At 60.3% G+C, this 24,930-nt stretch carries 21 protein-coding genes; 13 read left to right on the forward strand and 8 right to left on the reverse strand.

The features are described 5' to 3' along the window. Positions 1 to 195 precede the first annotated feature (195 nt). The 7 genes from D460_RS0107555 (at position 196) to D460_RS0107585 (ending at position 8,069) form a co-directional block, all read left to right on the forward strand. A complete protein-coding gene (locus D460_RS0107555; protein ID WP_018897925.1) occupies positions 196 to 1,308 on the forward strand; it encodes an ABC transporter ATP-binding protein in 1,113 nt (370 codons plus the stop codon). After that, positions 1,305 to 2,549, forward strand: a complete 1,245-nt coding sequence (locus D460_RS0107560; protein WP_018897926.1) for an ABC transporter permease — start codon at positions 1,305 to 1,307, stop codon at positions 2,547 to 2,549. The genes D460_RS0107555 and D460_RS0107560 overlap by 4 nt, the downstream gene beginning before the upstream one ends. Positions 2,550 to 2,560: 11 nt before the next feature. Beyond that, complete coding sequence (locus D460_RS0107565) at positions 2,561 to 3,352, forward strand: ABC transporter permease (protein ID WP_018897927.1); 792 nt, start codon at positions 2,561 to 2,563, stop codon at positions 3,350 to 3,352. Between the two features lie 45 nt (positions 3,353 to 3,397). Beyond that, positions 3,398 to 4,438, forward strand: coding sequence for an ABC transporter substrate-binding protein (locus D460_RS0107570; RefSeq protein ID WP_037110923.1), 1,041 nt, complete (start codon positions 3,398 to 3,400; stop codon positions 4,436 to 4,438). A gap of 308 nt (positions 4,439 to 4,746) precedes the next feature. Next, positions 4,747 to 6,120 (forward strand): aminotransferase, encoded by a 1,374-nt coding sequence (locus D460_RS0107575; protein WP_018897929.1) that lies wholly within the window; start codon positions 4,747 to 4,749, stop codon positions 6,118 to 6,120. Between the two features lie 114 nt (positions 6,121 to 6,234). Next, positions 6,235 to 7,095: an oxidoreductase gene (locus D460_RS0107580; RefSeq protein ID WP_018897930.1), complete on the forward strand. Its 861-nt coding sequence runs from the start codon at positions 6,235 to 6,237 to the stop codon at positions 7,093 to 7,095. 164 nt (positions 7,096 to 7,259) lie between these two features. After that, entirely contained in the window at positions 7,260 to 8,069 is an 810-nt protein-coding gene (locus tag D460_RS0107585; protein WP_155947717.1) for a glycosyltransferase family 25 protein, read from the forward strand. A gap of 56 nt (positions 8,070 to 8,125) precedes the next feature. Here D460_RS0107585 and D460_RS0107590 read toward each other — a convergent pair whose 3' ends face one another. Next, complete coding sequence (locus tag D460_RS0107590) at positions 8,126 to 9,151, reverse strand: ABC transporter substrate-binding protein (RefSeq protein ID WP_018897932.1); 1,026 nt, start codon at positions 9,149 to 9,151, stop codon at positions 8,126 to 8,128. A gap of 74 nt (positions 9,152 to 9,225) precedes the next feature. Here D460_RS0107590 and D460_RS0107595 point away from each other — a divergent pair, with 74 nt between their 5' ends. The 3 genes from D460_RS0107595 to D460_RS0107605 all read left to right on the forward strand — a co-directional run bounded on the left by D460_RS0107595 (position 9,226) and on the right by D460_RS0107605 (position 12,528). Then, positions 9,226 to 10,095 (forward strand): phosphatase PAP2 family protein, encoded by an 870-nt coding sequence (locus D460_RS0107595; RefSeq protein ID WP_155947699.1) that lies wholly within the window; start codon positions 9,226 to 9,228, stop codon positions 10,093 to 10,095. A 338-nt stretch (positions 10,096 to 10,433) separates the two neighbouring features. Beyond that, positions 10,434 to 11,102 carry a response regulator gene (locus D460_RS0107600; RefSeq protein ID WP_018897934.1) on the forward strand — a complete coding sequence of 223 codons (669 nt, stop codon included), beginning with the start codon at positions 10,434 to 10,436 and terminating at the stop codon, positions 11,100 to 11,102. Between the two features lies 1 nt (position 11,103). After that, entirely contained in the window at positions 11,104 to 12,528 is a 1,425-nt protein-coding gene (locus D460_RS0107605) for a sensor histidine kinase (RefSeq protein WP_245267724.1), read from the forward strand. Between the two features lie 56 nt (positions 12,529 to 12,584). On the opposite strand, the gene D460_RS0107610 is transcribed toward D460_RS0107605, so the two are convergent. The 3 genes from D460_RS0107610 to D460_RS0107620 form a co-directional block, all read right to left on the reverse strand. Beyond that, positions 12,585 to 13,466, reverse strand: coding sequence for an ABC transporter permease (locus tag D460_RS0107610; RefSeq protein ID WP_018897936.1), 882 nt, complete (start codon positions 13,464 to 13,466; stop codon positions 12,585 to 12,587). 10 nt (positions 13,467 to 13,476) lie between these two features. Next, entirely contained in the window at positions 13,477 to 14,295 is an 819-nt protein-coding gene (locus D460_RS0107615; RefSeq protein ID WP_018897937.1) for an ABC transporter ATP-binding protein, read from the reverse strand. 95 nt (positions 14,296 to 14,390) lie between these two features. Further along, positions 14,391 to 15,404 (reverse strand): ABC transporter substrate-binding protein, encoded by a 1,014-nt coding sequence (locus D460_RS0107620; protein WP_026282891.1) that lies wholly within the window; start codon positions 15,402 to 15,404, stop codon positions 14,391 to 14,393. Between the two features lie 596 nt (positions 15,405 to 16,000). Between D460_RS0107620 and D460_RS32745 the strand changes: the two genes are divergently transcribed. After that, positions 16,001 to 16,960, forward strand: a complete 960-nt coding sequence (locus tag D460_RS32745; protein WP_245267729.1) for an AraC family transcriptional regulator — start codon at positions 16,001 to 16,003, stop codon at positions 16,958 to 16,960. Between the two features lie 209 nt (positions 16,961 to 17,169). Here D460_RS32745 and D460_RS32750 read toward each other — a convergent pair whose 3' ends face one another. From D460_RS32750 to D460_RS0107640, 3 genes are all read right to left on the reverse strand, one after another. Then, on the reverse strand, positions 17,170 to 18,672 hold the full coding sequence (locus D460_RS32750) for an NAD(P)/FAD-dependent oxidoreductase (protein WP_018897940.1): 1,503 nt from the start codon (positions 18,670 to 18,672) through the stop codon (positions 17,170 to 17,172). Between the two features lie 206 nt (positions 18,673 to 18,878). Then, positions 18,879 to 20,105, reverse strand: coding sequence for an acyl-CoA dehydrogenase family protein (locus D460_RS0107635; RefSeq protein ID WP_018897941.1), 1,227 nt, complete (start codon positions 20,103 to 20,105; stop codon positions 18,879 to 18,881). Positions 20,106 to 20,150: 45 nt separating this feature from the next. Beyond that, positions 20,151 to 20,612, reverse strand: coding sequence for a nuclear transport factor 2 family protein (locus tag D460_RS0107640; protein WP_018897942.1), 462 nt, complete (start codon positions 20,610 to 20,612; stop codon positions 20,151 to 20,153). Between the two features lie 371 nt (positions 20,613 to 20,983). On the opposite strand from D460_RS0107640, the gene D460_RS0107645 reads away from it, so the two are divergent. Continuing rightward, positions 20,984 to 21,979 carry a transporter gene (locus D460_RS0107645; protein ID WP_018897943.1) on the forward strand — a complete coding sequence of 332 codons (996 nt, stop codon included), beginning with the start codon at positions 20,984 to 20,986 and terminating at the stop codon, positions 21,977 to 21,979. Positions 21,980 to 22,055: 76 nt separating this feature from the next. Here D460_RS0107645 and D460_RS0107650 read toward each other — a convergent pair whose 3' ends face one another. Next, positions 22,056 to 22,508 (reverse strand): DUF2721 domain-containing protein, encoded by a 453-nt coding sequence (locus D460_RS0107650; RefSeq protein WP_018897944.1) that lies wholly within the window; start codon positions 22,506 to 22,508, stop codon positions 22,056 to 22,058. Between the two features lie 318 nt (positions 22,509 to 22,826). On the opposite strand from D460_RS0107650, the gene D460_RS32755 reads away from it, so the two are divergent. After that, the gene (locus D460_RS32755; RefSeq protein ID WP_018897945.1) at positions 22,827 to 24,908 is read left to right on the forward strand and encodes a methyl-accepting chemotaxis protein; all 2,082 of its coding nucleotides are present in this window, start codon (positions 22,827 to 22,829) and stop codon (positions 24,906 to 24,908) included. Positions 24,909 to 24,930: the final 22 nt, after the last annotated feature.

A 24,930-nucleotide genomic window follows, 5' to 3' on the forward strand; every position in this document is an offset into this window, starting at 1 on the left:
GATTTGGCACGCTTCGCAGGAATTTTGGCGCGAAATGCAAACTTATGCGATCGTGGACTGGTAGAAATGTCTTGCCGGTATTTATCGGCCAATCGTCGGTCAAAATCGGCGGCATAAAACAGTATGGGTAGCGAAATACAGCCAGGGAGATTGCACGGGGAGCCGCCTCCCGGTGCGTATCGTCCAGGAGTAGATATGCAACATTTCGCAACCGGGAATCTCGGCAGCGCCGGCAAATACCTCGTCAGTTTTCGTGGCGTCAGGAAGTCTTACGACAACCGGACAATGATCGTCAAAGACCTCAATCTCGATGTCTTCGACGGCGAGTTCCTTACGTTTCTCGGTCCTTCCGGCTCCGGAAAGTCGACCACGCTGATGATGCTCGCGGGGTTCGAGCAGCAATCCGCCGGCTCGATCGAGGTCGCCGGCCGGCGCATCGACAGCTTGCCGGCCTATAAGCGCGACATCGGCATGGTCTTCCAAAATTATGCGCTATTCCCGCATCTGACGGTCGCGGAGAACATAGCCTATCCCCTCAAGGTTCGCCGCGTCGACCGGGTGGAGCGTGACCGGTTGGTGCGGTCCGCGCTCGACATGGTGCAGATGTCCCAGTTCGCGGATCGAAAGCCGGGTAGCCTCTCCGGCGGTCAGCAGCAACGCATCGCCCTTGCCCGCGCGCTCGTGTTCGGCCCGAAGCTGGTGCTGATGGATGAGCCGCTCGGCGCTCTCGACAAGCAGCTTCGCGAGCACATGCAGTATGAAATCAAGCGAATCCACGACCGGGTCGGCTGTACGACGATCTATGTCACTCACGACCAGAGCGAAGCCATGGTCATGTCCGACCGGATCGCGGTCTTTGCAAACGGACGGGTGGAGCAACTGGCTTCGCCTGCAGAGATCTATCGAAATCCAGCCACCGATTTCGTGGCGTCGTTCATCGGCGAGAACAATATTTTCCAGGCGACCGTGGTTAAGGCGGACGACGGTGTCGCCACGGTCGATATCGGCGAAAACAGACATATCAGGGTTCCGGCGGCCCCCGTGACCGATGTCGGAAGCCGAATCAAGGTTTCGGTTCGTCCCGAAGACGTGTCACTCGCACCGCTGGACGGTGCCGATCAACAGCAAAACGCAATCCAGGCGACCGTGAAGGAAGCCTTCTTCCTCGGCGACCACGCCCGCATATCGTTGGCCATCGGCGAGGATCTGGAGCTGCTGCTCAAGATGCCGGCTGCCGCTAACATCGCCCTCGGCGACAAGGTCAAGGCTGTCTGGGATATCGCATCGACGAGGGCGTTCCAGTCATGACCGACGTCGTTCACGATATGGCCGTTGCCAGGATCGAGCGGCCCGCCTTTTCGGTTTCGGCCTACAAGCCCGTTCTGCTGGCGACGCCCGCCTTCCTGTTCGTCCTGATCCTGTTCGTTGTTCCGATCATGGGTTTTCTATACAAGTCGATCGACAACTCCGAGATCAACACCGTACTTCCCCGCACGACGCAGTTTCTGAGCCATCAGTGGCAGCCATCAGAGGACTTGCCCAACGAGATCTACGGTCTGCTGGTCGATGAATTGTCGGCTGCCGAGGATGTGCAGGTCAGCGCGCTGGCACGTCGCCTGAACTACGAGTTGCCGGAATTTCGACGGCTGATCATGCGCACGCGCACCGCGATGGCGTCAATGTCCAAGGAGGATGCGAAGGCAGGGTTGCTGGCCGCCGTCCCGCAGTGGCAAGACAAGCGATATTGGCAGATCCTGCGGAACTCTTCGGGCCGGTTCACCAGTTTTTACTATCTTACGGCGCTGGACTTGAAGAAGGACGCCGACGGGTCGATCACCAACATGCCCGCGGAGCAGCGCCAGTTCCGGCAGGTCATCACCCGCACCTTCACCCAGAGCGTCTTCATCACCCTGATCTGCCTGCTGATCGCCTATCCGGTCGCCAACGCACTGGCGAAGGCGACGCCGCGCCGTGCATCGCTGATGATGTTCTGCATCCTGTTGCCGTTCTGGACTTCGCTGCTGGTGAGGACATCGGCCTGGATCCTGTTGTTGCAGCGGCAGGGATTGCTGAACAACGTCCTGAGTTCGCTCGGCCTGATCGATGCGCCGCTACCGATGATCTTCAATGCGCTCGGTGTCTACATCACCATGGTCCATGTGATGCTGCCCTTCGCGATCCTTCCGCTTTACGCCGCCATGCGGCGGATATCGCCGATGTATCTGCGCGCCGCAACGTCGCTCGGAGCAAATCCGGTCCGCGCATTCTTCGAAATCTACGTGCCGCAGACCTATCCCGCCATCGCAGCGAGCGGAACCATGGTTCTGGTCCTTGTGCTTGGATACTACGTCACGCCGAGCCTCGTGGGCGGGCCGGCCGATCAGATGATCGGGACATCGATTGCCTATTTCACGAACGTAACGCTCAACTGGGGCCTTGCCGCCGCGCTCAGCGTGATCTTGCTGGTCATGACCTTTCTGCTTTTCGCCATACTGGCGCTTGCGTTCGGCAAGGCCAGGTCGCCGGCATCCACATCCCCATCACGTTGAATCGGGCACCCATGGACACTTTCTATAAATCGCTTCCCCACATTCAGCGGGCATTCGTGATCCTGGTCATCGTGTATCTGATGTTGCCGCTTTTGATCATCATGCCCTTGTCCGTCAGCAGCGGTTCGATGCTGACCTACCCGCTGCCGGGTCTTTCGCTGCGTTGGTACGAAAGCCTCCTGTCCAATCCGGATTGGCTCGAGGCGGCGAAGAACTCACTGACGATCGCGCTTTACGCGACCGCTCTGTCGACAATTCTCGGGACGATGGCAGCGCTGGCCTTGAGCGAGTGGACGTCGCCGGTCAAGCTGGTGTTCGTGGCCTGCATTGCATCGCCTCTGGCGATACCGACGGTCGTCGCGGCAGTGGGTATCCTGTTCTTCTATTCGAAGATCGGCTTGGCGCAGTCGGAGCTCGGGATTGTCGTCGCCCATACAGCGATCGCGCTGCCGGTTGTCGTTATACCTGTTGTCAGCGCGCTCAAGAGTTATGATCGCAGCCTGACGAGGGCGGCGGCAAGCTTGGGTGCTTCTCCGCTTTACGCCTTCTCCTCGGTCGTTTTGCCGTTGATCGCGCCCGGCGTTATCTCCGGTGCACTCTTCGCATTCTCGACATCGTTTGACGAACTGATCATCGCGGTCTTTCTCGCGTCCCCCGATCAGAAGACCATTCCGCGCATGTTGTTCGACAATATCCAGTTCAAGATCGATCCGTCGATCGCGGCGGTCGCAACGGTCCTCGTCTGCGTGTCGGCATTCCTTCTGCTCGTTGTAGAGGCCCTTCGCGCGCGCCGATCACAATAGGCATTTTTGAAAAGACAGTCGTATAGCCAAAAGGAGAGACAAATAATGAGAATGTGCCTCGGTGTGGCGCTGGCAGCCGTCAGCCTTTTCGCCACAAATCTTCATGCACGGGACCTGACTGTCGTGACCTTCGGCGGTGCATCGGGACAGGCCGTCGAAGACGTCTATGTCAAACCGTTCTCCGCGAAGGAGGGAACCGCTTACCATATGGACGCCTGGACCGGCGAGATGGCGCGGGTTCGCGCGCAGATCGATTCCGGCACGGTCACATGGGACGTGCTGACCGCCCAGGCCACCGACTTCATGACGGGATGCGAGGAGGGGCTGTTCGAGAAGATCGATTGGTCGCGGTTCTCCAACGTGGCAGATCTGGCGCCGGATTCGATGACCGAATGCGGCTTGCTCGGCTTGGCCAATGCCGTCGTCCTTTCCTATGACGGCGCGCGGCTCAACGACGGCCCGAAAAGCTGGGCCGATTTCTGGGACACGACGAAGTACCCCGGCAAGCGAGGGCTCAGATACTCGGCCTATGAGACTTTGGAAGTGGCGCTGCTCGCCGATGGCGTGCCTTCGCAGGATGTCTACAAGGTTCTGTCGACGGAAGCGGGCGTCAAGCGTGCTTTCGATAAGCTCGAGGTGTTGAAACCGGATATCATCTGGTGGCGGAGCGGCAACGAGGCCATCCAGCGTCTTGCCTCCGGTGAGGTCGCGATGACCTCGGTCTGGAACGCCCGTCCGGCCCTGGTCAACAAGACCGACAAGCGTGATCTGCGTGTCGTCTGGCAGGCTGGAGGGGTTTTCGAGAACGACGGATACGGCATTGTGAAAGGCACACAGAATCTCGATGCCGCCTACAAGCTTCTCCATTACATGGCGATGCCGGAACCGGAAGCCGAATTCTACAAGATCATGCCCTACGGAGGACCGAACGTGAAATCCTATGACCTGGTCGACAAGTCCTTGCTTGCCGATCTCGCCAGCGCGCCGGAAAACAAGAAATACCTGACACCCGTCGACAACGAGTTCTGGATGAACAACATGGAAGCGCTCACCGCGCGCTTCACAGCCTGGGCCGGTACCAACTGATGCGCGTCGGGACGTTCTGAACGTCCGATAATTTCTTCCAAATCTTGTAATCGCGCCAGGGCTTTAGCGAGCTCTGGCGCTTTGCGTTTCCGCGCTCTTCGCGAGCGCGGAAGAGGCCGGCCATATGCATCGCACTTGGCGCATAAAGCAAAGTTATTGGCATCAGGTGCCAAATGCGCTGCCCTCGGACGTGATTTTCTTTCGACAACAGCGGGGTTGAAGCGCCCGTTTCGACCATCCGCCGCGAGCGGACAGACCGGTTCGCGAGAGCCGTCCAAGATCCCGAAACATCATCTGGAGAGTGCACAATGGACAATTATTCCCCCAATTCCTCAGCCAAGCGCGGCATCGACAATGTCCTGTTTCCTCATTTCACCTCGCGCGATCCGCAGGATCTGGTGATGATCACCAAAGGCGAGGGAATCCGTGTCTGGGACGATACCGGCAGGTCCTATATCGAAGGCGTTGCCGGCCTCTGGTGCTCGACGCTCGGCTTCAGCAATGAGCGTCTGGCGAAAGCGGCCTATGACCAGATGCTGCGCCTCAACTTCTATCCGATGTCCGCCGGCAAGACCCATGAACTGGTGGTCGACCTCGCGGAGAAACTGAAGGAGCACACGTTCGACAATATCGACAAGGTGTTCTTCGCGAATTCGGGTTCGGAGGCGAACGATACCGCCATCAAGATCGCCTGGTACTACAATAATGGTCGGGGCAAGCCCGAGAAGAAGAAGATCCTCTCCAGAAAGACCGCTTACCACGGAATAACCGTGGCCACGCTTTCGGCGACCGGTTTTCAGTATCATCACAACGGCTTCGATGCGCCGCTCGCACCATTCCACCATCTGTCCGCGCCCCATCATTTCCGCAATGGCCTGCCGGGCGAGGACGCCGATGCGTTCGCGACACGCTGCGCCCGGGAATTGGAGGACCTGATCCTTGCTGAGGGCCCGGAAACGATCGCCGCCATGTTCATGGAGCCGATCATGGGCGGCGGAGGCATCATCGTGCCGCCTGAAAGCTATGGCCCGAAGATGCAGGAGGTGCTCAATCGCTACGATATCCTGCTGATCGCGGACGAGGTCGTGTGCGGTTTTGGACGGACGGGACATTACTGGGGTCACCAGACAATTGGTGTGGTTCCCGACATCATTACGACCGCCAAGGGGCTGTCGGCCGGCGCGCTGCCGATCAGTGCGATCATGATCAGCAAGAAGGTCGCTGATGTCGTGTTGGCGCAGGCCGAAAAGGCGGGAGGCTTCAGCCACAACTTCACCTACTCGGGTCATCCGGTGTCGGCAGCGGTCGCTCTTGAAGCCCTCAAAATCTACGACGAGATGGATATCGTCCCACATGTGCGCAGCAGAGGCAGCTACCTTCGCAAACGGCTGTTCGAGGCGCTTAGCGAACACCCGAATGTCGGCAATATCCGCTGCGTCGGATTGCTCGCCGCTGTCGAATTCGTCGCGGATAAGGGCGCCAAAACATTCTATCCCGCCTCCGCCAAGTTCGGCCCCAAGCTTCAGGACGCCTGCTTCGCCAATGGACTGATCCTGAGATCGCTCGGCAATGATGTGATCTCGCTCAGCCCCCCCGTCATCGTTTCGGAGGCCGATATCGACGAGATGGTCGCCATTCTGAAGACGTCGGTCGACGAGGTTGTGCAGCAATTGAGCGCCTGATCACGGACGCAGCCGGCCTCGGTCCGGCTGCGTCTTCGGGCTGAGCCGTACGAGGGGCGGCCCGGATGACCCCGCCCAATACGAGTGAATGAGATCGAATAGGAGAATACCCTTATGACAAAATCGACCTGGCTGATCACAGGGTGTTCGAGCGGTCTCGGCCGCGAGCTGGCGCGAGCAGTCCTTGCATCGGGCGCCAATGCGATCGTGACCGCACGCAATTCCGACACGCTCGCGGATATCGTCGCGGACTATCCGGGAACCGCGCGCGCACTGTCGCTGGATGTCACGGATCGCGATCAGGTTCTTTCTGTCGTTTCTGCCGGAATTGAAACATTCGGCAGCATCGATGTTCTCGTCAACAACGCCGGCTATGCCTATCGATCGGCGGTCGAGGAAGGTGACGAGCGTGAAGTCACGGACCTGTTTGCGACCAATTTCTTCGGCGCCGTCTCGATGATCAAGGCGGTGCTTCCGGCAATGCGGTCGAGACGGCATGGATGCATCGTTAATGTCAGTTCGATCGGCGGCCGCTTTTCCGGCCCGGCGAGCGGATATTATTCCGCGACGAAATTCGCCATGGAAGGCCTGTCCGACGCGCTCCGAAAGGAGCTCGGTGCGTTCGGCTGCAAAGTCGTGCTCGTCGAACCGGGCGCCCTGCGCACCGATTTCGCCGGCCGTTCGCTTCACGGTTCCTCGAAGCCGATCGCCGATTACGAGCGCGTCGTCGGCCACCGCCGCGTCGGCGCCGACAAATCGTCGGGCAGTGAACGGGGAGATCCTCGAAAGGCAGCAGAGGCTATCATCTCGGCGGTCGCCGCCGAAAACGCACCCTTCCGTCTTCTTCTCGGGAGCGACGCAATCGAGATCATTCGCAACGAACTGACCGGCCAGATGGATGAGTTGGAGCGTTGGGCATTGCTGAGCGTTTCGATCGACATGGACGAAGCGCCTGGGGTCGAGCGGGCGAGATAGGAGACGGTTTTGCCGCGTTCGGCTGGGGGCGGGGCTGGCCGTTTCGGCGTCTGATAGGCCGGCGCTGCCAACCTTACAAATCCGTATAGTCCCCGACAGAAGCCCGTGAAGTTAAAGGCGCAGAAGCGAGGCCCTATCATTGCGTTCTTGGGGCTTCAATGAACATGCACGCCGCTACACAGGTCCGCCGCGACGACCTGAGTGCCTCCCTTAATGCCAAGCTGTCCATCTATCTGATCAATCTCGATCGTTCGCCCGAGCGTGGCATGCGGATGGAGGCGCGGATCTTGGAGAAGGGGCTGAGTTTCCAGCGTGTTGCTGCGGTGGATGGGCGGGAGATTTTGCTGCCGGTGGCCGGGTTCGATGATGCCGGATATCGGCGGCGGCATGGGCGCAGCGCAAACCCTTTCGAGATCGGCTGCTACCTCAGTCACGTGGAATGCGCGCGGCGCCTGTTGGCTTCCAAGGCCGAGCACGCGCTCATTCTTGAAGATGATCTGATATTCGAAGAAGATCTGGTGGCGACGTTGAACGCGGCGCTGGATGAGGGTGGAAGCTGGGACATTTTGCGGCTGTCGACCGTCAACCGGGGGCGCAAATACAAGCTGAGATCGCTCACCTCCGTTCGAAACCTGTCGATCTCGCTAACGCGCGAGAAGGGGTCGGGTGCCTATGTCATCAACCGCAAGGCGGCACGTTGGATCGTCGAGCGCCTGATGCCGATGCGGCTGCCATATGATCTCGCCTTCGACCTGGAGCACCTTGGCGGATTGCGTGGCCTGTTCGTTGACCCGCAACCTATCCGCCAGAGCGCCGAACGAACGTCTTTGATCCAGAACCACCTTGCGGGCTTCAGGCTCCCGCGCTCTCGCTACGTGAGTGTCCTGCCCTGGCGAGCATTTTACGAGACGTCGCGGTTCCTGGCGCGCACGTGCTGTCTCGTGGAGAGCCGGTGTCGCGGGTGGTGGATGTAACCGAAACAGATTTGGATGCCGCCGCTCCCGCTTTCATGCAGGAGCGGCGGTCGGTTTTAGTTCACGGTCACGTTCTTGACGAAGTCAGTCGTGCAGGTCTTCGACAGATCGATCTGCTTGTCCTTCAATGACTTGGAAAAGCCCTTGAGCACGGCGAGAACGGTCTGCGGTCCATCTTTCGGCATCACGCCGTCGGCGGTGAACATGCCCTTTCCGCCATCCAGAGCCTTGATGTACCCCTCCTTGTCGTTGACGTAGAAGTCCTTCGGCATCTTCTCGGTAATCTCGGCGGCCGAATGGGTGTTGATAAACTTCAACGTCTTGACGAAGGCGTTGGTGAGCTTCTGCGTCTCGTCCTTATGCTGCTCGACCCAGGCGGTCTCCATGTAGAGGGACGCCGCTGGATAGGTGCCGCCGAGGGCTGCGCGGGTGTTTTCCATCGTGCGCATGTCAACCAGGATGCTGGCCTCGCCAGTCTTCAGCAGGCGCGTGATTGTCGGTTCGGTCGTCATGCCGGCCTGGATCTTGTCCTGCTGCATCGCCGCGATGAAGGTCGCACCTGCACCGACAGGGACGGAGGTGATGTCGGACAGATCGAGGCCGTTCTTCACCGCCAGATACTGCGTCAGGAAGTTGGTGGATGAGCCGAGCCCGGTTACGCCGAGGCTCTTTCCCTTGAAGTCAGCGACGGACTTGATCTCGGGATGCTTGGTGGAAACGAGTTCCACTTCGCCGGGCGCCTGGCTGAACTGCACGATGGATTCGACGAATTTGCCTTTACCCTGCAGGTCGATGCAGTGGTCGTAGAAGCCGACGACGCCCTGGACGGCGCCCGCCAGAAGCTGGTTTTCCGCGTCGACGCCGGCCGGCTCGTTGAGGAGTTCGACGTCGAGACCTTCGTCCTTGAAATAGCCGAGCGCTTCCGCGAGCTTGGCTGGCAGATAGATCTGCTTTTCATAGCCGCCAACCATAAGGGTGATCTTGTCGGCCGCGTTGGCGGCGCCGGCGCCGGCGCCAAGCGACGTCCCGGCGAGAAGTATTGAGAACGCAAGTGTATGAAAAAGTCCGCGTGAAATACGCATAGTCGTCTCCTCCTGATAGGTGAATTACATCGCTTCCGCTCACGTCGATCGTGTCTCCTCCACGATGTAATAACGTGGGTATCGCGACGAAGCTTTCAGCAAGCTTTCGGGATTCTTTACAAATCCGTAAAGAATCGGCGGCGGTTCTTCAGGTCTCCGTCAGGCACGGGCGGAATATGGCGGTCATATCTGATTTCCGAAGAGAAGCCATAATGACCACGTTTCATACGGTTGCCCGCCGGCGGACATACGCTGACGCCTTTCTCGTGCTAACGGCGTTCTGGTTCTTGCTGCTGTCGATCTTTCACGCGTGGCCGATGATCGACATCCGGATTTCGGAGATGTTCTTCAGCGGCCCGCTTTGCCTGGATCCATCATCGCTGAATGCGTGCGGATCCTTCCCGCTCGGCGAGGATCGGTTGATCACGACGTTGCGCTGGATCCTCTACACATTGCCCTACGCCGCCGCTGCCATGGTCCTGATTGCCTTGGTGGTCGCCGCCTTTTCGCCCCGGCTGCGTCATCAAATGCCGGTGCACCGGCTTTGGCTGTCGCTGGCTGGTCTCGGCATCAGCACAGGTTTGATCGCCAACCTGTTTCTCAAGGAGTACTCGAGCCGTCCGCGCCCGATCCAGACCGATCTGTTCGGCGGCAAGCTGCCATTCATGGCGGCCGGATCGTTCCATGGCGCATGTGAGCGCAATTGCTCGTTTGTTTCTGGAGAGGCCTCGGGAGCCGGTTGGCTGATCTGCCTGCCTTTTCTGTTGCCGCCCCGCTATCGCCTCTGGGTAGCGCCACCTGTCATCCTTGCTTCGGTTGCGACAGCCGCCCTTCGCGTGGCTGTCGGCGCCCATTATGCATCCGATGCGACGCTCGGAATGCTGGTCTCGATCACGGTCTTCGTCGGGCTTTTGGCGTTTGAGGAGGCCGTCTTGGAGCGCTGAAGCGGCATCACTTTCAGCGTGCAGACCGGGGAGGGGCAAGGGAGTTGCAGACGTTGACAAAACTCACGAGAGCACAAACGCGGGTGATCATCAGCTGCGTTGAGCAAGGGTCCTCAGCCGCGAAGGGGTCCGACCGCTCGACATTGCGGGTTCTAGAGCTCAAGGGGCTTGTTGTTCGCAATGATGCGCGCCCGCAAAGGTTTCTGCCGACTGCGGCGGGTGCGGAGTGGGTCGCGGCCCGGTCGCGCCATCTAGCCGGTATCGATTGAGAATGAAAACAGGGCTGCCGGACGGCAATTGTCTTCCATTGCGGTCGAGCGAAATGGTATAGCTCGCATATGAAAATCCTCATCGTCGAAGACAATAAAGAGCTCGCCGATTGGCTCGCAAAGGCTCTGCGCCAGGCACAATATGCAGTCGACATAGCCTTCGATGGCGAGGATGCGGAATTGATGCTGAGGGTGGCGCGCTATTCGGCTGTCATCCTTGATCTCTCCATCCCGAAGATCGACGGCATGACGCTGCTGAAGCGGCTCCGGCAAAGCGGAGAAAGGGTTCCCGTCATCATCTTGACGGCAAATGCCAGCCTCGACGGTCGTGTCGCGGGTCTGGATAGCGGCGCCGACGATTATCTTGCTAAGCCTTTCGAGATCGCTGAGCTCGAGGCTCGCATAAGAGCCATTGTCCGGCGCGGGCAGGATCGCGCCGCCCCTGAGGTGGTGGTCGGCGATCTGGTCTTTGCCGGGGCCACGCGCCAGTTCTCGATCAAGGGTGAGCCGCTGGCGCTCACACCCAGGGAGCACGCAGTTCTCGAGCATCTGATCACCCGCGTCGGAACAACGGTGTCGAAGGCCGTCCTCTCGGAAAGCGTCTTCGGTTTCGACGACGAGGCCGACCCGAGCGCGATCGAGATCTATGTTCACCGATTGCGCAAGAAGCTTGAGCCCAGCTCGGCCCAGATCGCGACGTTGCGTGGTCTCGGATATCTGTTGCGGGATGCGTCCTAGGATGAGTCGTCTGCGAGGCATGCTGATCGCTGTCTGGGCGTTGCGGCAGAGTTTGCGCGCCCAGCTTCTTGCCTGGGTCGTCCTTACCCTTATCGGCGCCATCTGCTTCAATCTCTACGAAAGCTACCAGACGGCCGACCAGACGGCGAAGCTCGTCACCGACCGTACACTGCTGAGCTCCGCCCGGGTGATCGCGGAAGCGGTGCGGGTGGATGAGGGCGGCAATGTTGAGGCGGACATTCCGCCGGCGGCACTCGAGATGTTCGATACCGGCTACGGGGATCAAGTTTTCTACCAGATCATCACCGCCTGGGGGAACCTCGTCGGCGGCTTCCCTGATCTGCCGCTGCCGACGGTGGAACGCACCGGGCAGGATCTGCCGTTCCGCAATTCGACCGTTCGCGCGCTGACGCTCAATCATCCTGTCGTCGGGCTTCCCGATAACGGCGCGATCTCCGTCACCGTGGCGAGCACCCATAACAGCCAGTATGCTCTGCGAAGGCGCTTGTGGCTGGATGACTTTTCCAAACAGTTCGTGCTCGTGCTGCTCGCGGGAGCGGTCACGATCGTCGGGCTGCAGCGAGGGCTGGCGCCCGCGTTGCGGCTGCGCGATGCAGTGCGTGCCCGTGGGCGCGAGCGCTTGGATCCGCTTTCGCCGAAGATGGTGCAGACCGAATTTCAGCCGCTGGTTCACGCCTTGAACGACCATATGGAGCGCGTTCAGAACCAGATGGCCGCGCAGCGGCGATTTGTTTCGAATGCCGCTCATCAGCTGCGAACGCCGCTAGCGCTGATGTCGACGCAAGCAGGCGTCGCAGCACGTGAGACGGACGACGCGAGGCGCGAGGAGGCACTGCAAGCCTTGCGCAGCAGCATTCGCCATGTTTCCCGTCTCGCCAGCCAGTTGCTCACCTTGTCGCGCGCCGAGCCTGGCAGCAGGCGGCCGCGGAGCGAGACCATCGATCTCGCAACCACGGCCAGGGACATCGTCGCCGCGCATGCGGAGCAGGCGCTGCAGCGCGATATCGATCTTGGCCTTGAGGTTTCAGATCCCGTTCCCGTCGAGGGCGATGGGACGATGCTGCGCGAAATGCTCGTCAATCTCGTCGACAATGCCGTTCGCTATACCCGCCCTGGCGGCACGGTGACGGTTTCCGTTGTCCGCACGGGTGACGTCGCCGTGCTCGATGTCGAGGACAATGGGCCGGGTATTCCAGCGGCCGAGCGCGAACAGGTCTTCGAGCGGTTCTATCGGGTGCTCGGCACCGAGGGTGAGGGCAGCGGCTTGGGGCTGGCGATCGTTCGCGAAGTGGTCGACGGCGCCGGCGGCGAGGTTGTTCTCGCCGAGGCTGGTGGTGGCGGCCTAGTGGTGAGCGTGCGGCTTCCGATCGCGGCTGCGAAACAGGGCAGGGACAAGCAGGCATGAAAAAAAGGTCGGATCTTTCGATCCGACCTTCAGAGAGCCTGGGAGGATGGGCGCTCTTACTGGGAGTCCATGTGCTGCTGCGGACGCCATTTGGCGAGGCGGTTTTCGATGATGGTCATGATGTATTCGGCGACAAGCGTCACCACCATGACCAGCAGGATCGCGGCGAACATGCCGGCGGCGTCGAAGGTGCCCTTGGCGATCGAAATCAGCTGACCGATGCCGAAGCGGGCGCCGACGAACTCGCCGACGATCGCGCCGATGATGGCGAAGCCGAACGACACGTGCAGGCTGGCGAAGATCCAGCTCATGGCCGAGGGGATCACCACCGTGCGCGTGACCTGCCAGTCGGAAGCGCCGAGGATGCGGGCATTGGCGATCATGTTGCGGTCTGCTTCACGCACGCCCTGGAAGGCGTTTGCGAAAACCACGAAGAACACCATGATGAAGGCGAGCGCCACCTTGGACGGAAGCCCGAGACCCATGATCATGATGAAGATTGGGGCAAGAACGACACGCGGGATCGAATTGATCGCCTTGATGTAGACCGAGAAGATGTCCGACAGGAAGCGATTGCGGCCAAGGCCGATGCCGACGAAGACGCCTGTGATCGAGCCCGCGAAGAAGCCGATCAGCGCCTCTTCCATCGTGACCCAGAGATTGTACCAGAGCGAACCTTCGGTCGTGCCTTCCGTCGCCCATTCGTAGAGGCGCTGAACGACGCCGCTGGGGCTCGAGTAGAAGAAGGGATCGATCCACTGCATGTTGGAGGAAAGCTCCCACATGCCGATGACGAAAACGAGGATGGCGATCTGCCAGAAGCGAACGAGCGCGTTGCGACGCTTCATCGCCTTCATTGCGGATGCTTCGATTTCCGCATCCGATGTTCCCGGACGGAAGAGTGCGGCGGAGCCGACGCTAAGAGTTGTATCAGCCATTGTTTCCTCCTCAGGCGGCTTCGCTTGCGCGGCGGTAGCTGGTTTCCACCTCTTCGCGCAGGTCATCCCAGATCGTCTTGCAATAGTTGATGAAGCTCTGCTCGTAGCGGATTTCCGATACGACGCGCGGGCGCGGAAGATTGATCGTGTAGACGGATTTCACGGTCGCGGGCCCTGCCGTCAGCACGTAAACCTTGTCGGCCAGTGCCACGGCTTCCTCAAGGTCGTGAGTGACGAAGATGACCGATGCCTTGCGCTCGGCCCAGAGCTTCAGGAGCTCTTCGTGCATGACGGTGCGCGTCTGCACGTCGAGCGCCGAGAAGGGCTCGTCCATCAGCAGGATCTCAGGTTCGTTGATGAAGGTCTGCGCCAGAGAGACGCGCTTGCGCATGCCGCCGGAAAGCTGGTGCGGATAGTGATTCTGGAACTTCGAGAGGCCGACGCGAGCGAGCCAGTCCTTGGCGCTCCTTTCTGCTTCCGCCTTCGACTTCCCGCGAAAGAGCGGTCCGGCCATGACGTTGTCGATCACGTTCTTCCAGGGGAAGAGCGCATCGGTCTGGAAGGCGAAGCCGACCCGGCGGTCGATGCCGGTGATCGGGCCGCCCATCAGGCGAACTTCGCCGGCGCTCGGGCGGGCAAGGCCGGTCACGAGGTTGAGCGTCGTCGATTTGCCGCATCCGGTCGGACCGACGACGGCGACGAACTCGCCGCGTTCAACGGTCATGTTGAAGTCGCGGAGCGCGGTCAGCGATTTTCCGGTCGGCGAGACAAAGCGGCGGCTGACATTGATCAGCTCGACGGCGGGCGTCTTAGTGTTTTCCTGTTGCATGGCGAATACCTATGCGTGCCTCTGCGGGCGTGCACGCAGTGCCCATAGCGCGCTGGCGGTCCCGCCGATCGGCGGGCCACCCGTCGCGACGGAAGTTACTTCGCGTTCTTGACGAACTCGGTCGTGTAGGTCTTGGAGAGATCGATCTGCTTGCCCTTCACGTTCTTAGAGAACTCGGAGAGCACGGCCAGAACCGTCTTCGGACCATCCTCGGGCATCACGCCATCGGGCGTGAACATGCCCTTACCTTCGCCGAGGGCCTTGATGTATCCGTCCTTGTCGCCGACGTAGAAGTCCTTCGGCATCTTGTCGGCGATTTCGGCCGCCGAATGCGTGTTGATGAACTTCAGCGTCTTCACGAAGGCGTTGGCGAGCTTCTGGGTTTCTTCCTTGTGTTCGTCGACCCACGAGATCTCAAGATAGAGCGAGGCCGCGGGGTAGGTGCCGCCGAGAGCCTGGCGCGTCGCCTCAGGCGTACGCATATCGACGAGAACCTTGGCTTCGCCGGTCTTCAGCATGCGCGAGATGGTCGGCTCGGTTGTCATGCCGGCCTGGATCTGGTCCTGCTGCATGGCGGCGATGAAGGTGCCGCCGGCGCCGACGGGAACCGTGACGACATCACCCGGCTGCAGGCCGGCCTTGGATGCCATGTAGAGCGTGAGGAAGTTGGTCGAGGAGCCGAGGCCGGTGACGCCGAGCGTCTTGCCCTTGAAATCGGCCGGCGACTTGATTTCGGGATGCTTGGTCGAAACGAGCTCGACTTCACCCGGCGCCTGGCTGAACTGGACGATGGATTCGACGAATTTACCCTTCGCCTGCAAGTCGACACAGTGGTCGTAGAATCCGACGACGCCCTGAACGGCGCCCGCGAGCAGCTGGTTCTCGGCATCGACGCCGGCGGCCTCGTTCAGAAGCTCAACATCGAGGCCTTCATCCTTGAAGTAGCCAAGGCTCTCGGCGAGCTTTGCGGGCAGGTAGATCTGCTTTTCGTAACCACCGACCATGATGGTGATCTTGTCGGCTGCGTGCGCGGCGGGTGCGCCGAAGGCTGCTGCGGCGACGATTGCAGAAAGTGCGATTCCGTTGAAAAGGTTGCGTGTCAAACGCATGAAAGTCTCCTCCGAATACAATTTTGGCGCATCGCACTTCGTCACGAACATTGTGCCTCCTCCACGATGCAGACTTGTAGCTATCCGGTCCAAGCTTTCAACCAGCTTTCAGGGTGTGCTGAGTTCAAAGATCACACAAATCACTCGTGCTTTCCGGTCGAAATTCATGCGCCTGCGGCGCACGCAAGGTTGATTATTCCAAGCGGTGATCGGCCTTGCCGAAAAATATTTTATGTTTAAACTAAATCGATACAAGCGCGAGAGTTCGGCCTTGGTCGAGCGAAAATCGCGGGAATTGGTGCAATCGAGAGGGGCTGCTGACTGATAACGTCTGGCGATAAAAGCCTTCGCCGCACGCAAAAATCAGTCACCCCAGATTTGAAAGGAAGCAAACACGCTTTGAAGCCTGCATGGGCCTATCGGCCCGACAAAGTTAGCTATCGTGCATAAAAAATATTGGGGAATAGCTGATGATTAGGAATTTCGAGATGGCCAGGACGGAAGACCAGATGGCCATAAAATATCATCGGGTCTTCGAGTCCTACGACTTCGAAGAAGCCCGAAATCAAATAAATCGATTTATCATGCCGAAGCGAATCGCACCGGTCGGTGACCGGCGCCGCCTCTGCTACATGGATTATTTGCACATCGGCCGGATCGGGATCGCCGCGATGCGTCTCGGCCATTTCATGGTGAATTCGCGAAAAGTCGATGGTCACCACCTTCTTTTATTTTGTCTGAGCGGCGAGGGACGCGTCAGTGTCGATGGTATCGATGTGACGATACGAGGCGCGACAGGTGTCTGCATCGCGCCGAACGAGACGTTCAGCGGCGAGTTCAGTGAGGATTGCACCCAGCTGATCTTCAAGATCGACACCGCGCTTATGAACGCCGAGATCGGCCGCGCCAACAGCCGGATCATTCCGATATTCGATCTTGAGCGCATCGGCATTCGCCCTTGGGTCAACTTCGTGAATGCGATGCTGAGCGATCGGGCGACGCTCGATCTCATCCGCAGCACGCAACAGGTCGCGGCCGCTTACGAGCGTCTCTGCATCAACCTCCTGGTAAAGGGCCAGGGTGTCGATCAGATGACCAGACGCGCGGGCGCTGCCCCGGGTGTGGTGAGGCGGGCGGAGGCCTTTATTCAAAGGAACTACACGGACCAGCTGAAGCTGCAGGATATCGCGCTTGCCGCGAATGTTCCGGTCCGCACGTTGCTGCAGTCGTTTCGGCAGTTCCGAAAGGTCAGCCCGATGCGCTACCTGCGCGATTACCGTCTGGAGCGGATCAGGGAGGCTCTCCTCGGCAACCCGCATGATAGCATCTCGAACCTCGCGCTTGCCGTCGGGTTCACCCATCTCGGCCGGTTCGCGCACGACTATCGCACCCAGTTCGGCGAGGCGCCGTCTGAAACGAGGCAAAACGCGCGCGCACGCGGGAAGCCTGCTGCTTCGCCGGCGTCCGCCAAGGAATTGACGCTGTTTCCGTCTTCGGCGGCAGGTGCCCACGGCGCGCGAACGTTTCGGCACAAGAAGGTTGTGGCCGGAGTATAGGCATCGACAATTTTTGCAGGGCCACATCGCGATCCGGTGGCTCTGTGACGTCTTGCTGATTTTAAAGCGTTAGGCCCGCTTCCTACCGGCGCCTTGCGCGCGACGCGCAACAAAAAAAACGCCGCCCAGCTTTGGCCAGGCGGCGGCGATTTGGTCCGTTCTCGTGGCGTGGGACGAGGTCGTCGTCCCACCGCAGACCCCAAGCTCATTCAGGCGATGGTTTCGAGCGCTTCCGTCGAGACACCGCGCTTCACCTGATCGTAGTCTTCAACGATGAGGTTGTTCATCGCATCGGACATGCTTCCCAAGGTCCCCGGCCAAGCCGCCTTGTTGTAGCCTTTGCTGTCCTGCGAGTAGTTCACGCATCCACCGATGACGGTCGGGCCGACGGACAGCACCGCGTCGCATTCCGACTTCCATTTAAGCTCGGCGGTTTCCTTCACTTCCATCGACCGGATGCCGTTCGCATCCATGTACCGGATCGCGTGCACGATATAGTTCGGGACGATTTCGCCCGGGCCGAGGCCGAGCCAGATCTGTCCGTTCGGGCCTGCTCCGCCGATGAGGAACATGTTCGGGCATTGCGCGACGGAAACGGACTTGTATGCGCGTGGATGTCCATCCTGATACTCGCCCACAGTCACGCCGTCTCGACGCTTGATGTGATGGAGGATGCTTCCGCCGAAGACGAAACCTGTTGCCAGTACGATCGCATCGACCTCGACGCTCTTGCCGCTTTTCGAGATAATGGTGTTCGGCCCGACCGACGCGGCGGCTTCGGGGATCAGCTCGACATTGTCGTTCTGCAGGCTTTCGTAGAAGTCGTCGCTCGCACCCATCCGCTTGCAGCCGAAGGTGTGATCAGGGCGCAGCATATCCTTCAGCGCGGGGTCTTTTACCCTCTCGTCGAGATATTGGAGCGATCGTGCCTGAACCTCGGCGTTCTTGGCGCCGTCCTGGCCGAGCAGGACCTGGGTCCATATATCGTCGCCAAAGGCGATCATATCCGTGCGCAGCTTTACCATGGTGCTCGGATCCGCGTGGAACTGTTCGCGTTCCTCGGCGGTATAATCGCGCTTGTTCAGTGGGATGACATGGTTCGGCGTCCGCTGGAACATGTAGATCTGCTTGGCCAGCGGCTGCAGGGCCGGCACGATCTGCAGGGCCGACGAACCGGCGCCGACGACGGCTATGCGATCACCCTCTCCGGTATAGCCTTCCGGCCACATGGACGAATGGAAGATCCTGCCCTTGAAGTCGTCCTGTCCGGGGAATGTCGGAATGACCGGCTCTTCCAGGAAGCCGGTGACGGGAACCAGGAACTCGGCGAGGTAGATACCGCGATCGGTCGTCACCTTCCAGGCGTTCTCGTCATCCAGCCATTCGGCTTCCAGAAGTTCCGTCTCGAAATCCGTCTTTTCGTAGAGGCCGTGATCGGCAGCCGTCTTCTGCATGTAGGCAGTGACTTCGTCCCAGGAGGCGTGCGTCGCGCCCCAGTGCGGCGAAAGCGCATAGCCGAACTGATATCCCATGATCCCGCCGTCGAGCGCGCAACCGGGATAGCGATTCTGAAGCCAGCACCCGCCGAAATCACTGTGCTTCGTGATGATCGTGATGTCGTCGATACCGCCGTTCTGCAGCAGGACGGCGCATGAAATGCCGTTTCCGCCCGAACCGACGATAAGGACCCTTGTTCGCTTGATCACTTCCATTGTTAGGCCTTTCTTGAAAATCCGACGTCCTGCCGGGCTAGAGGGCCGGCGGGAGCGTGAGTGACGAGAATGAAAGCCAATGAAGCACGGGTTCTCTTTCGCGCGATCGTGTTGGGCGCTCGATCGCACGTCATGGGTCGGTTGTGCCGCAAAGGCCGGGTGTTAATTCCGGCGCGGGGTCGCCGCGCCGGAATGTCGAGGCAATCTCAGGTGTTGCCGCGGCCGATGATTTCGGCCGCATTCTGAACGCCGAGCAGAGCTTTGCCGTATCCCTCAAGATGCATTTCCGCGAAGGCCAGGTGCGAATTGGCCATCTCGCAATCGCGCCAGATCCGCTGCATGGGATTGGCGCCCGCGAAAGCGGACGACATCTGCGACTTGGTGATCAGCCGGATGGCGTCCGTTGCGTACTGCACGGCGGCGATGCCGTCGGCGGCACTGCGGTAGAACTCCGCGCCGCTCAGCCACTGGCCGCTTCGCGCGGCGTTGTCGGTCTGATCACCCGCGCGCAGAAGATGCATCTCCGCCGAGTCCACCGTGTATTTCGCGCGACCCAGCATCGTCTGGATGCTCGGGGCGTCCGACTGGCGAATGCGCACGACCGGGACGATGCGCGTCGGTGCCTGTTCAAGCGCAAGGTCCATCGCCGCCTTGCCGAGGCCGACAGAAGAGGCGGCCAGGCACAATCCGAAGACCGGCATGAAGGGCGAACGGTAAAGCGGATGTTCGTTGACGTCATAGGGCGTCGGCGCGGTGCCGGTGCAGGCGGCGTTAAACGAAAGCTGGCGATGGCTCGGGACGAAGACATCCTCGGCGACCACAGTATTCGAAGCGGTGCCGCGCATGCCGATAACGTCCCAGGACTGCTCGATTTTCATCTCGCTCAGCGGGACAAGAGCAAGCCCGATATCCGGGGCGCCGGATGCATCGACCGTGTCGACGCCGACGATCGCCCACTTGGCGTAGTTGGAGCCGGATGCGTAGCGCCAACGACCGGAAATCCGCCAGCCGCCTTCGACATCCGTGCGGGTCGTTCCGGCCGACGAGGTGACACAGCACATTCTCGCATCGATATCGGATCCCCAGACATCCGCCTGTGCCTGCGCCGAAAAGAGCGCAACGAGGAAGGAGGAGACGTTGCCGAGGCCAGTGACCCAGGATGTCGAGCCGCAGCCCTGTGCCAGGGCGACTTGCACCTCCAACGACGTGCGGATGTCGACCTCGAGGCCGCCGTACTTCTTCGGCTGCAGCAGAAGATGCAGGCCAAGGTCGCGAATTGCCTTGAGGTTTTCCTCGGGAATGATGCCGGTCTTGTCGACTTCCGGCGCGTTTTTCGCCAGTAGCGGGACAACGGAAAGGGCCTTCTTCACCAGATCGGCTCGCACGTTTTCCTGGTCGATCTTCATGGCGGCAATGTCGGAAAGGGCGTTCAAGGCTTGCTCCTTTATGGTGCGCTGGGTTTTCGGGTTTGAATGAGCTCAGGCGGTTGCTTGCGACGTCTGCATCTTCTGGATCGCGCCGAGGAGATGATCGACGGTGCCATCGGCGAACGCGCGGGCGATATGGTTGTGATAGTCACGGGAGTGGACGATCTTGCCGTCGCGAACCTCGACGACGATGATGTTGCGGTTCTCGTAGGTCACACCCTCAACCTTGCTCAGGTAGGTCCACTGACCCACGACAATGGCCGGATCCTTGGTCTCGAGGACTGCCAGGTCCTGCACGCTTAGGTCGCGGTACATCGGCGAAGGCTTGCCGCCGCGCGCCTCGACGGCGGAACGGATGAGCTTCTCCATCTCAACCTTCGAGATCTGGAACGGCGCGGGGACCCCGAATTCGATCGAGATTGTTGCATCGTCGGCGTAGAGAGCGAGCGCTGCTTCGAAGTTGGATTTCGAGAAGTGATCAACGAGGTCTTTCACGATTTCCGACGGGGTCATCCTGAGTTTTCCTATCATTCACAAGTACTTACGGTTCCGGCCTGTGTCGGTCGGTGCGATCGGGTGTTGCTATTTGAGTAGGTCCGGGGCGCGTCGAGCGTCAATCCGATTAGCGCCCAAATGCGTTGCAGTATCCCTTTTGCGCAGCAATCGGGACAGGGCGGGTGGGCGCCGAATAGCGGCCATTTTAGGGTTTGCTATAGCGCATCGCGAAAAATGCGCGAAACGGACATCTGCAATTGATGATTGCCATTTCGGGATAGCGCTCGCGGCCCAACGCCAGCAGCTTAGGCCGCCGCCAAACAGAACCAAGCTTAGAACACGCTAAAAATAGCGGAGAGGGGCGTGGTCATCACCACGAAAGGAAGACAATGTTACGGCTTACTAAAGCGCTTATTGCAGGAACTTTTGCACTATCGACGATCACCGGCCTTTCTACGCAGGCATTCGGCGCGGAGGCCATCACGCCCGCCGGGCCGGTCGGTGGTACCGACATCCGCTCGGCATTGCTGCCGCCTCCGGGGACCTACGGCGGCTTCGTCGGCGTGGGTCCGGCCCAGTTGGACGGACTTTACGCACCTGACGGCTTCATGCCGGGCGACGGCACGATGAGCCTTGGCGGCGGCGGATTGCTGCATGTCTGGGATACGCAGATATTCGGCGGCTCGGTGGCTTCATCGCTCTTCGGCGGATATACGCGGGTGTGTTTCGGGCTTCAGGGACTGCCCGAACAATGCGCCAAGGGCTTTGTCGATGTCTATTCCGACATCTTCGCCTGGAGCCGTTTCTTCGCTGATGAGGATTTCGCGACCCAGCCCGCCAGGGAAGGCGGCCCCATCCCTTACGGTACTGCATTGCTTGTCGGCCTTGGCACCACGCTGCCTATCGGAACCTACAAGAACGCCGGCGGGCTCAACACCGGCACCAACTTCTTCGCTATCTCCCCGAACATCGGTATCACTCACACGATGCAGAGCATTCTGGGGCCGGCCTTCGGGGAGGCGACTGAATTCAGCGCCCGGCTTTTCTACAGCTACTTTACGGAGAACGACGCGACGCAGTACCAGACCGGATCGGTGTTGAGCATGGACTATGCGCTGACGCAACGTGCCGGCAACTGGCAGTTTGGTCTCGCCGGCAGCAGCTTCGTCCAGCTGGGTGACGACAAGGTCAATGGCGTCGCTCTCGACAGCCGCGGGACCCACGCCGCCCAGGTCAATCTGGGGCCGCTGCTGTCTTACGACTTCATGGTGAACGACCATGCCTTCAACATCACCGGCAAATGGCTGTTCAGCGTCTATGGCGAAAACCATGCTCTCAAACTGGGCGGTGGTCCGACGATCCGCATCAGCACCAAGCTGTTCTGACATTCTGTCATGATCTTCGTCTCCCGGCGCAGTCCCTGTGCCGAGAGACGTTTCGCCATATGTCTCCTACGCGGCCTCAAACATCAGCCTCAGGTCGGCGGTTGTCGCGAATCTGTAGCAGAATGCTGCGGCCGGCGGCGAGCAGTTCCAGCAGAAAGGCTAGCAGCGACAGCATGAGCGAAACGATGGCGCTGCCAAAAAACCAGAAGAGATTGAGGGGCCGGATGCGGATGGAAAGCGCGCCGGAGAGAAGATTGAGGATCGCGCAACAGGTGCAGATGCCCGCGATAACCCCAAGGATGACGGCGATCTCGAGCACCAGCGTGCGCCGACGCAGATAGATGAGCTGCCGCTGCCTCATCTCGTCGGACGCGTCTTTCTCGACCACCTCGTTCAAACGATCAGACACGCGCCCGAGGCGGGTTGCGTAGATGCCGACGAAAGCCGCGGTGCCCGCCAGCAGAAAGACCGGCGCCAGCGAGGTCTGAATGACGGCGGCGTAGTCGATGACGACAGGAGGCGTATCCATGGCATATCCTCAAAACCACTATCCCTGCGCGCAGTTTTCGTGAGCACGCCGCGGAAGTGAGCGCTGCGACGGTATGGCGGAGACTACCGCCGAGCACTCCGGCAGGGCAAGGCGGGCGGGGGCATCCCGTGCTTGCCAGACAGGAAGGGTTGAGTGGCTCGGCTGCAAGGCGCGCCCAGACTATTTTCTTTGCAAAATCATCAAAGTTTCATCCGCGATTTGGGAATGCTTAACGTCATGAATGCTGTAAGCGCGAGACGAAATTGCCTGGGGTTTACCGTGTCCTTCCTCTCGAATCTGAAAATTGCCCATCGCGTGATGTTGCTTGCCTTGGTGGCATTGGTCGGAATTGTCGCGATTTCCGCGATTTTCATCGGTCAGCGACAGGTCGAGGCCGGCTATCGGCAGACCGCTGATGGCCTGGCGAAGCAGCAGCGAGATGTTGCAAGTGCACGCGACGATATTCGCGACACCCTGCTGTGGGAGAAGGAGTTCCTGCTCACGCGGCAGCTCGGCGCGGTTGACGATTTCGACAAGGCGCTCCAGAGGGCGACTGCGGTGATTGATCGCTTGAAAGGCGATGCGGGGTCCGAGCAGGCGGGGAAGCTGGAGGCTTTGAGCGGCGCGCTGCAGGCCTACGCCGGGACGTTCTCGGCGCTCGTTGCGAAGGACAAGGAATTGGGGCTTGATCAGTCCCAGGGTCTCGAAGGCGCCATGCGCGAGGCGGTGCATTCTATCGAAGGCCAACTCGAAGGCGTTGCGGATGCAGAGCTTAAGGCCAGCATGTTGATGATGCGGCGGCATGAGAAAGATTTCATCCTTCGCCGAAATCCTGATTATCTCGCCAAGCACACGGCTGAAGTCGAGACATTTACGGAGCTGATGAAGAAGGCGTTCCGTCCGGGTGCCCAGCGTATGCGGGCCGCCGAAGCGCTTTCGGTCTACCAGAATGCGTTCCGGCTTTACGGCAAGGCAACGCTTGAGGAAGCAGCAGCCCGTGATGCCGTCAGTTCCGCTTATTCCGCGGTGCAGCCGGTGCTTGTCGATATCATTAATAGCTACGCCGCAGCCGAGACCGCGACACTTGAGGAAAACGATCGCGTCGGCCAGCGCAATATCACCGTCGTGATCGCGCTGATCGCTGCCGCGATCGGTATTCTCCTGCTCAGTGTGTGGCTGATCGGCCGGTCGATCAGCGGTCCTATCTTGACGATCACGGCGGCCATGCGCCGGTTGGCCGGAGGCGATACCGCTCAGACGGCACCGGGTGCGACAAGGCGCGACGAAGTGGGCGCCATGGCGAAGGCGCTCGAGGTGTTTCGCCAGCAAGCAATTGCCGCGGCCGCCCTCGAGGCCGAAGCGGCGGCGGCGCGCCGGGATGCCGAGGCGAATCGGGCCCAGATGCAGGAGCAGGCCGAGGCGATGGCGCGCGAGCGGCTACTGCAGGCAACCGGCGATCTTGGCGCCGGCCTGAAGCGGTTGGCGGCTGGCGATCTTTCCTTCCAGCTCGTTGAACCCTTCGCGCCTGATTTCGAGAGCCTGCGCGGCGATCTGAATACGACGCTGCGCCAGTTGGCCGAGGTTATGGGCGAGATCATGCAGTCTAGCCACTCGATCGACAACGGCACCCAGGAGATCAGCAGCGGCGCGGGCCAGTTGGCGCAACGAACCGAACGCCAGGCAGCCTCGCTCGAGCAGACCGCGGCCGCGCTTGACGAAATTACGGCCAATGTGTCGAATGCGACCAAGCGCGTGGAGGACGCCCAGCAAGTTGCGCGCGAGGCTAACGACAGTGCATCCAGGGGCGCGGTGCTTGTCGACGAGGCGGTCTCCGTCATGGAGCGGATCGAAGGTTCCTCGAAGCGTATCGCAAGCATCATCGCAACGATTGACCAGATCGCCTTCCAGACCAACCTGCTGGCCTTGAACGCAGGCGTCGAGGCGGCCCGCGCCGGCGAGGCCGGCCGCGGCTTCGCGGTTGTAGCCCACGAGGTTCGCGAGCTAGCGCAGCGTTCGGCCAACGCCGCCAAGGAGATCAAGAGCTTGATAGAAGGCTCTGCGATCGAGGTCGAAGAGGGCGTGCGCGCGGTGAGAGATACCGGCGCCGCGCTTCACGGCATCGGCAGCCACATCGTCGCCATCAACCAGCATATGGAGGCGATCGCTCTCGCCTCTCGCGAGCAGAGCATCGGCCTGGTCGAGATCAATACGGCGATGAACGGCATGGATCAGGATACCCAGCAGAACGCTGCGATGGTCGAGGAGAGCAATGCGGCCTCCGCGGTGCTCGCCGGGGAGGCAAGCCGCCTGCGCGATCTCGTCTCCGTCTTCAGGGTGACGGCCGCCCACGAGGATGAGCCCGCAACGCGCCTGCGGCTGGTCGGCGGCAGCAGGCGGTAGCCGGCCGCACTGCGTTTGCAGT

The sequence above is a fragment of the Rhizobium sp. 2MFCol3.1 genome (assembly GCF_000377565.1).
Classification (GTDB): Bacteria; Pseudomonadota; Alphaproteobacteria; order Rhizobiales; family Rhizobiaceae; genus Rhizobium.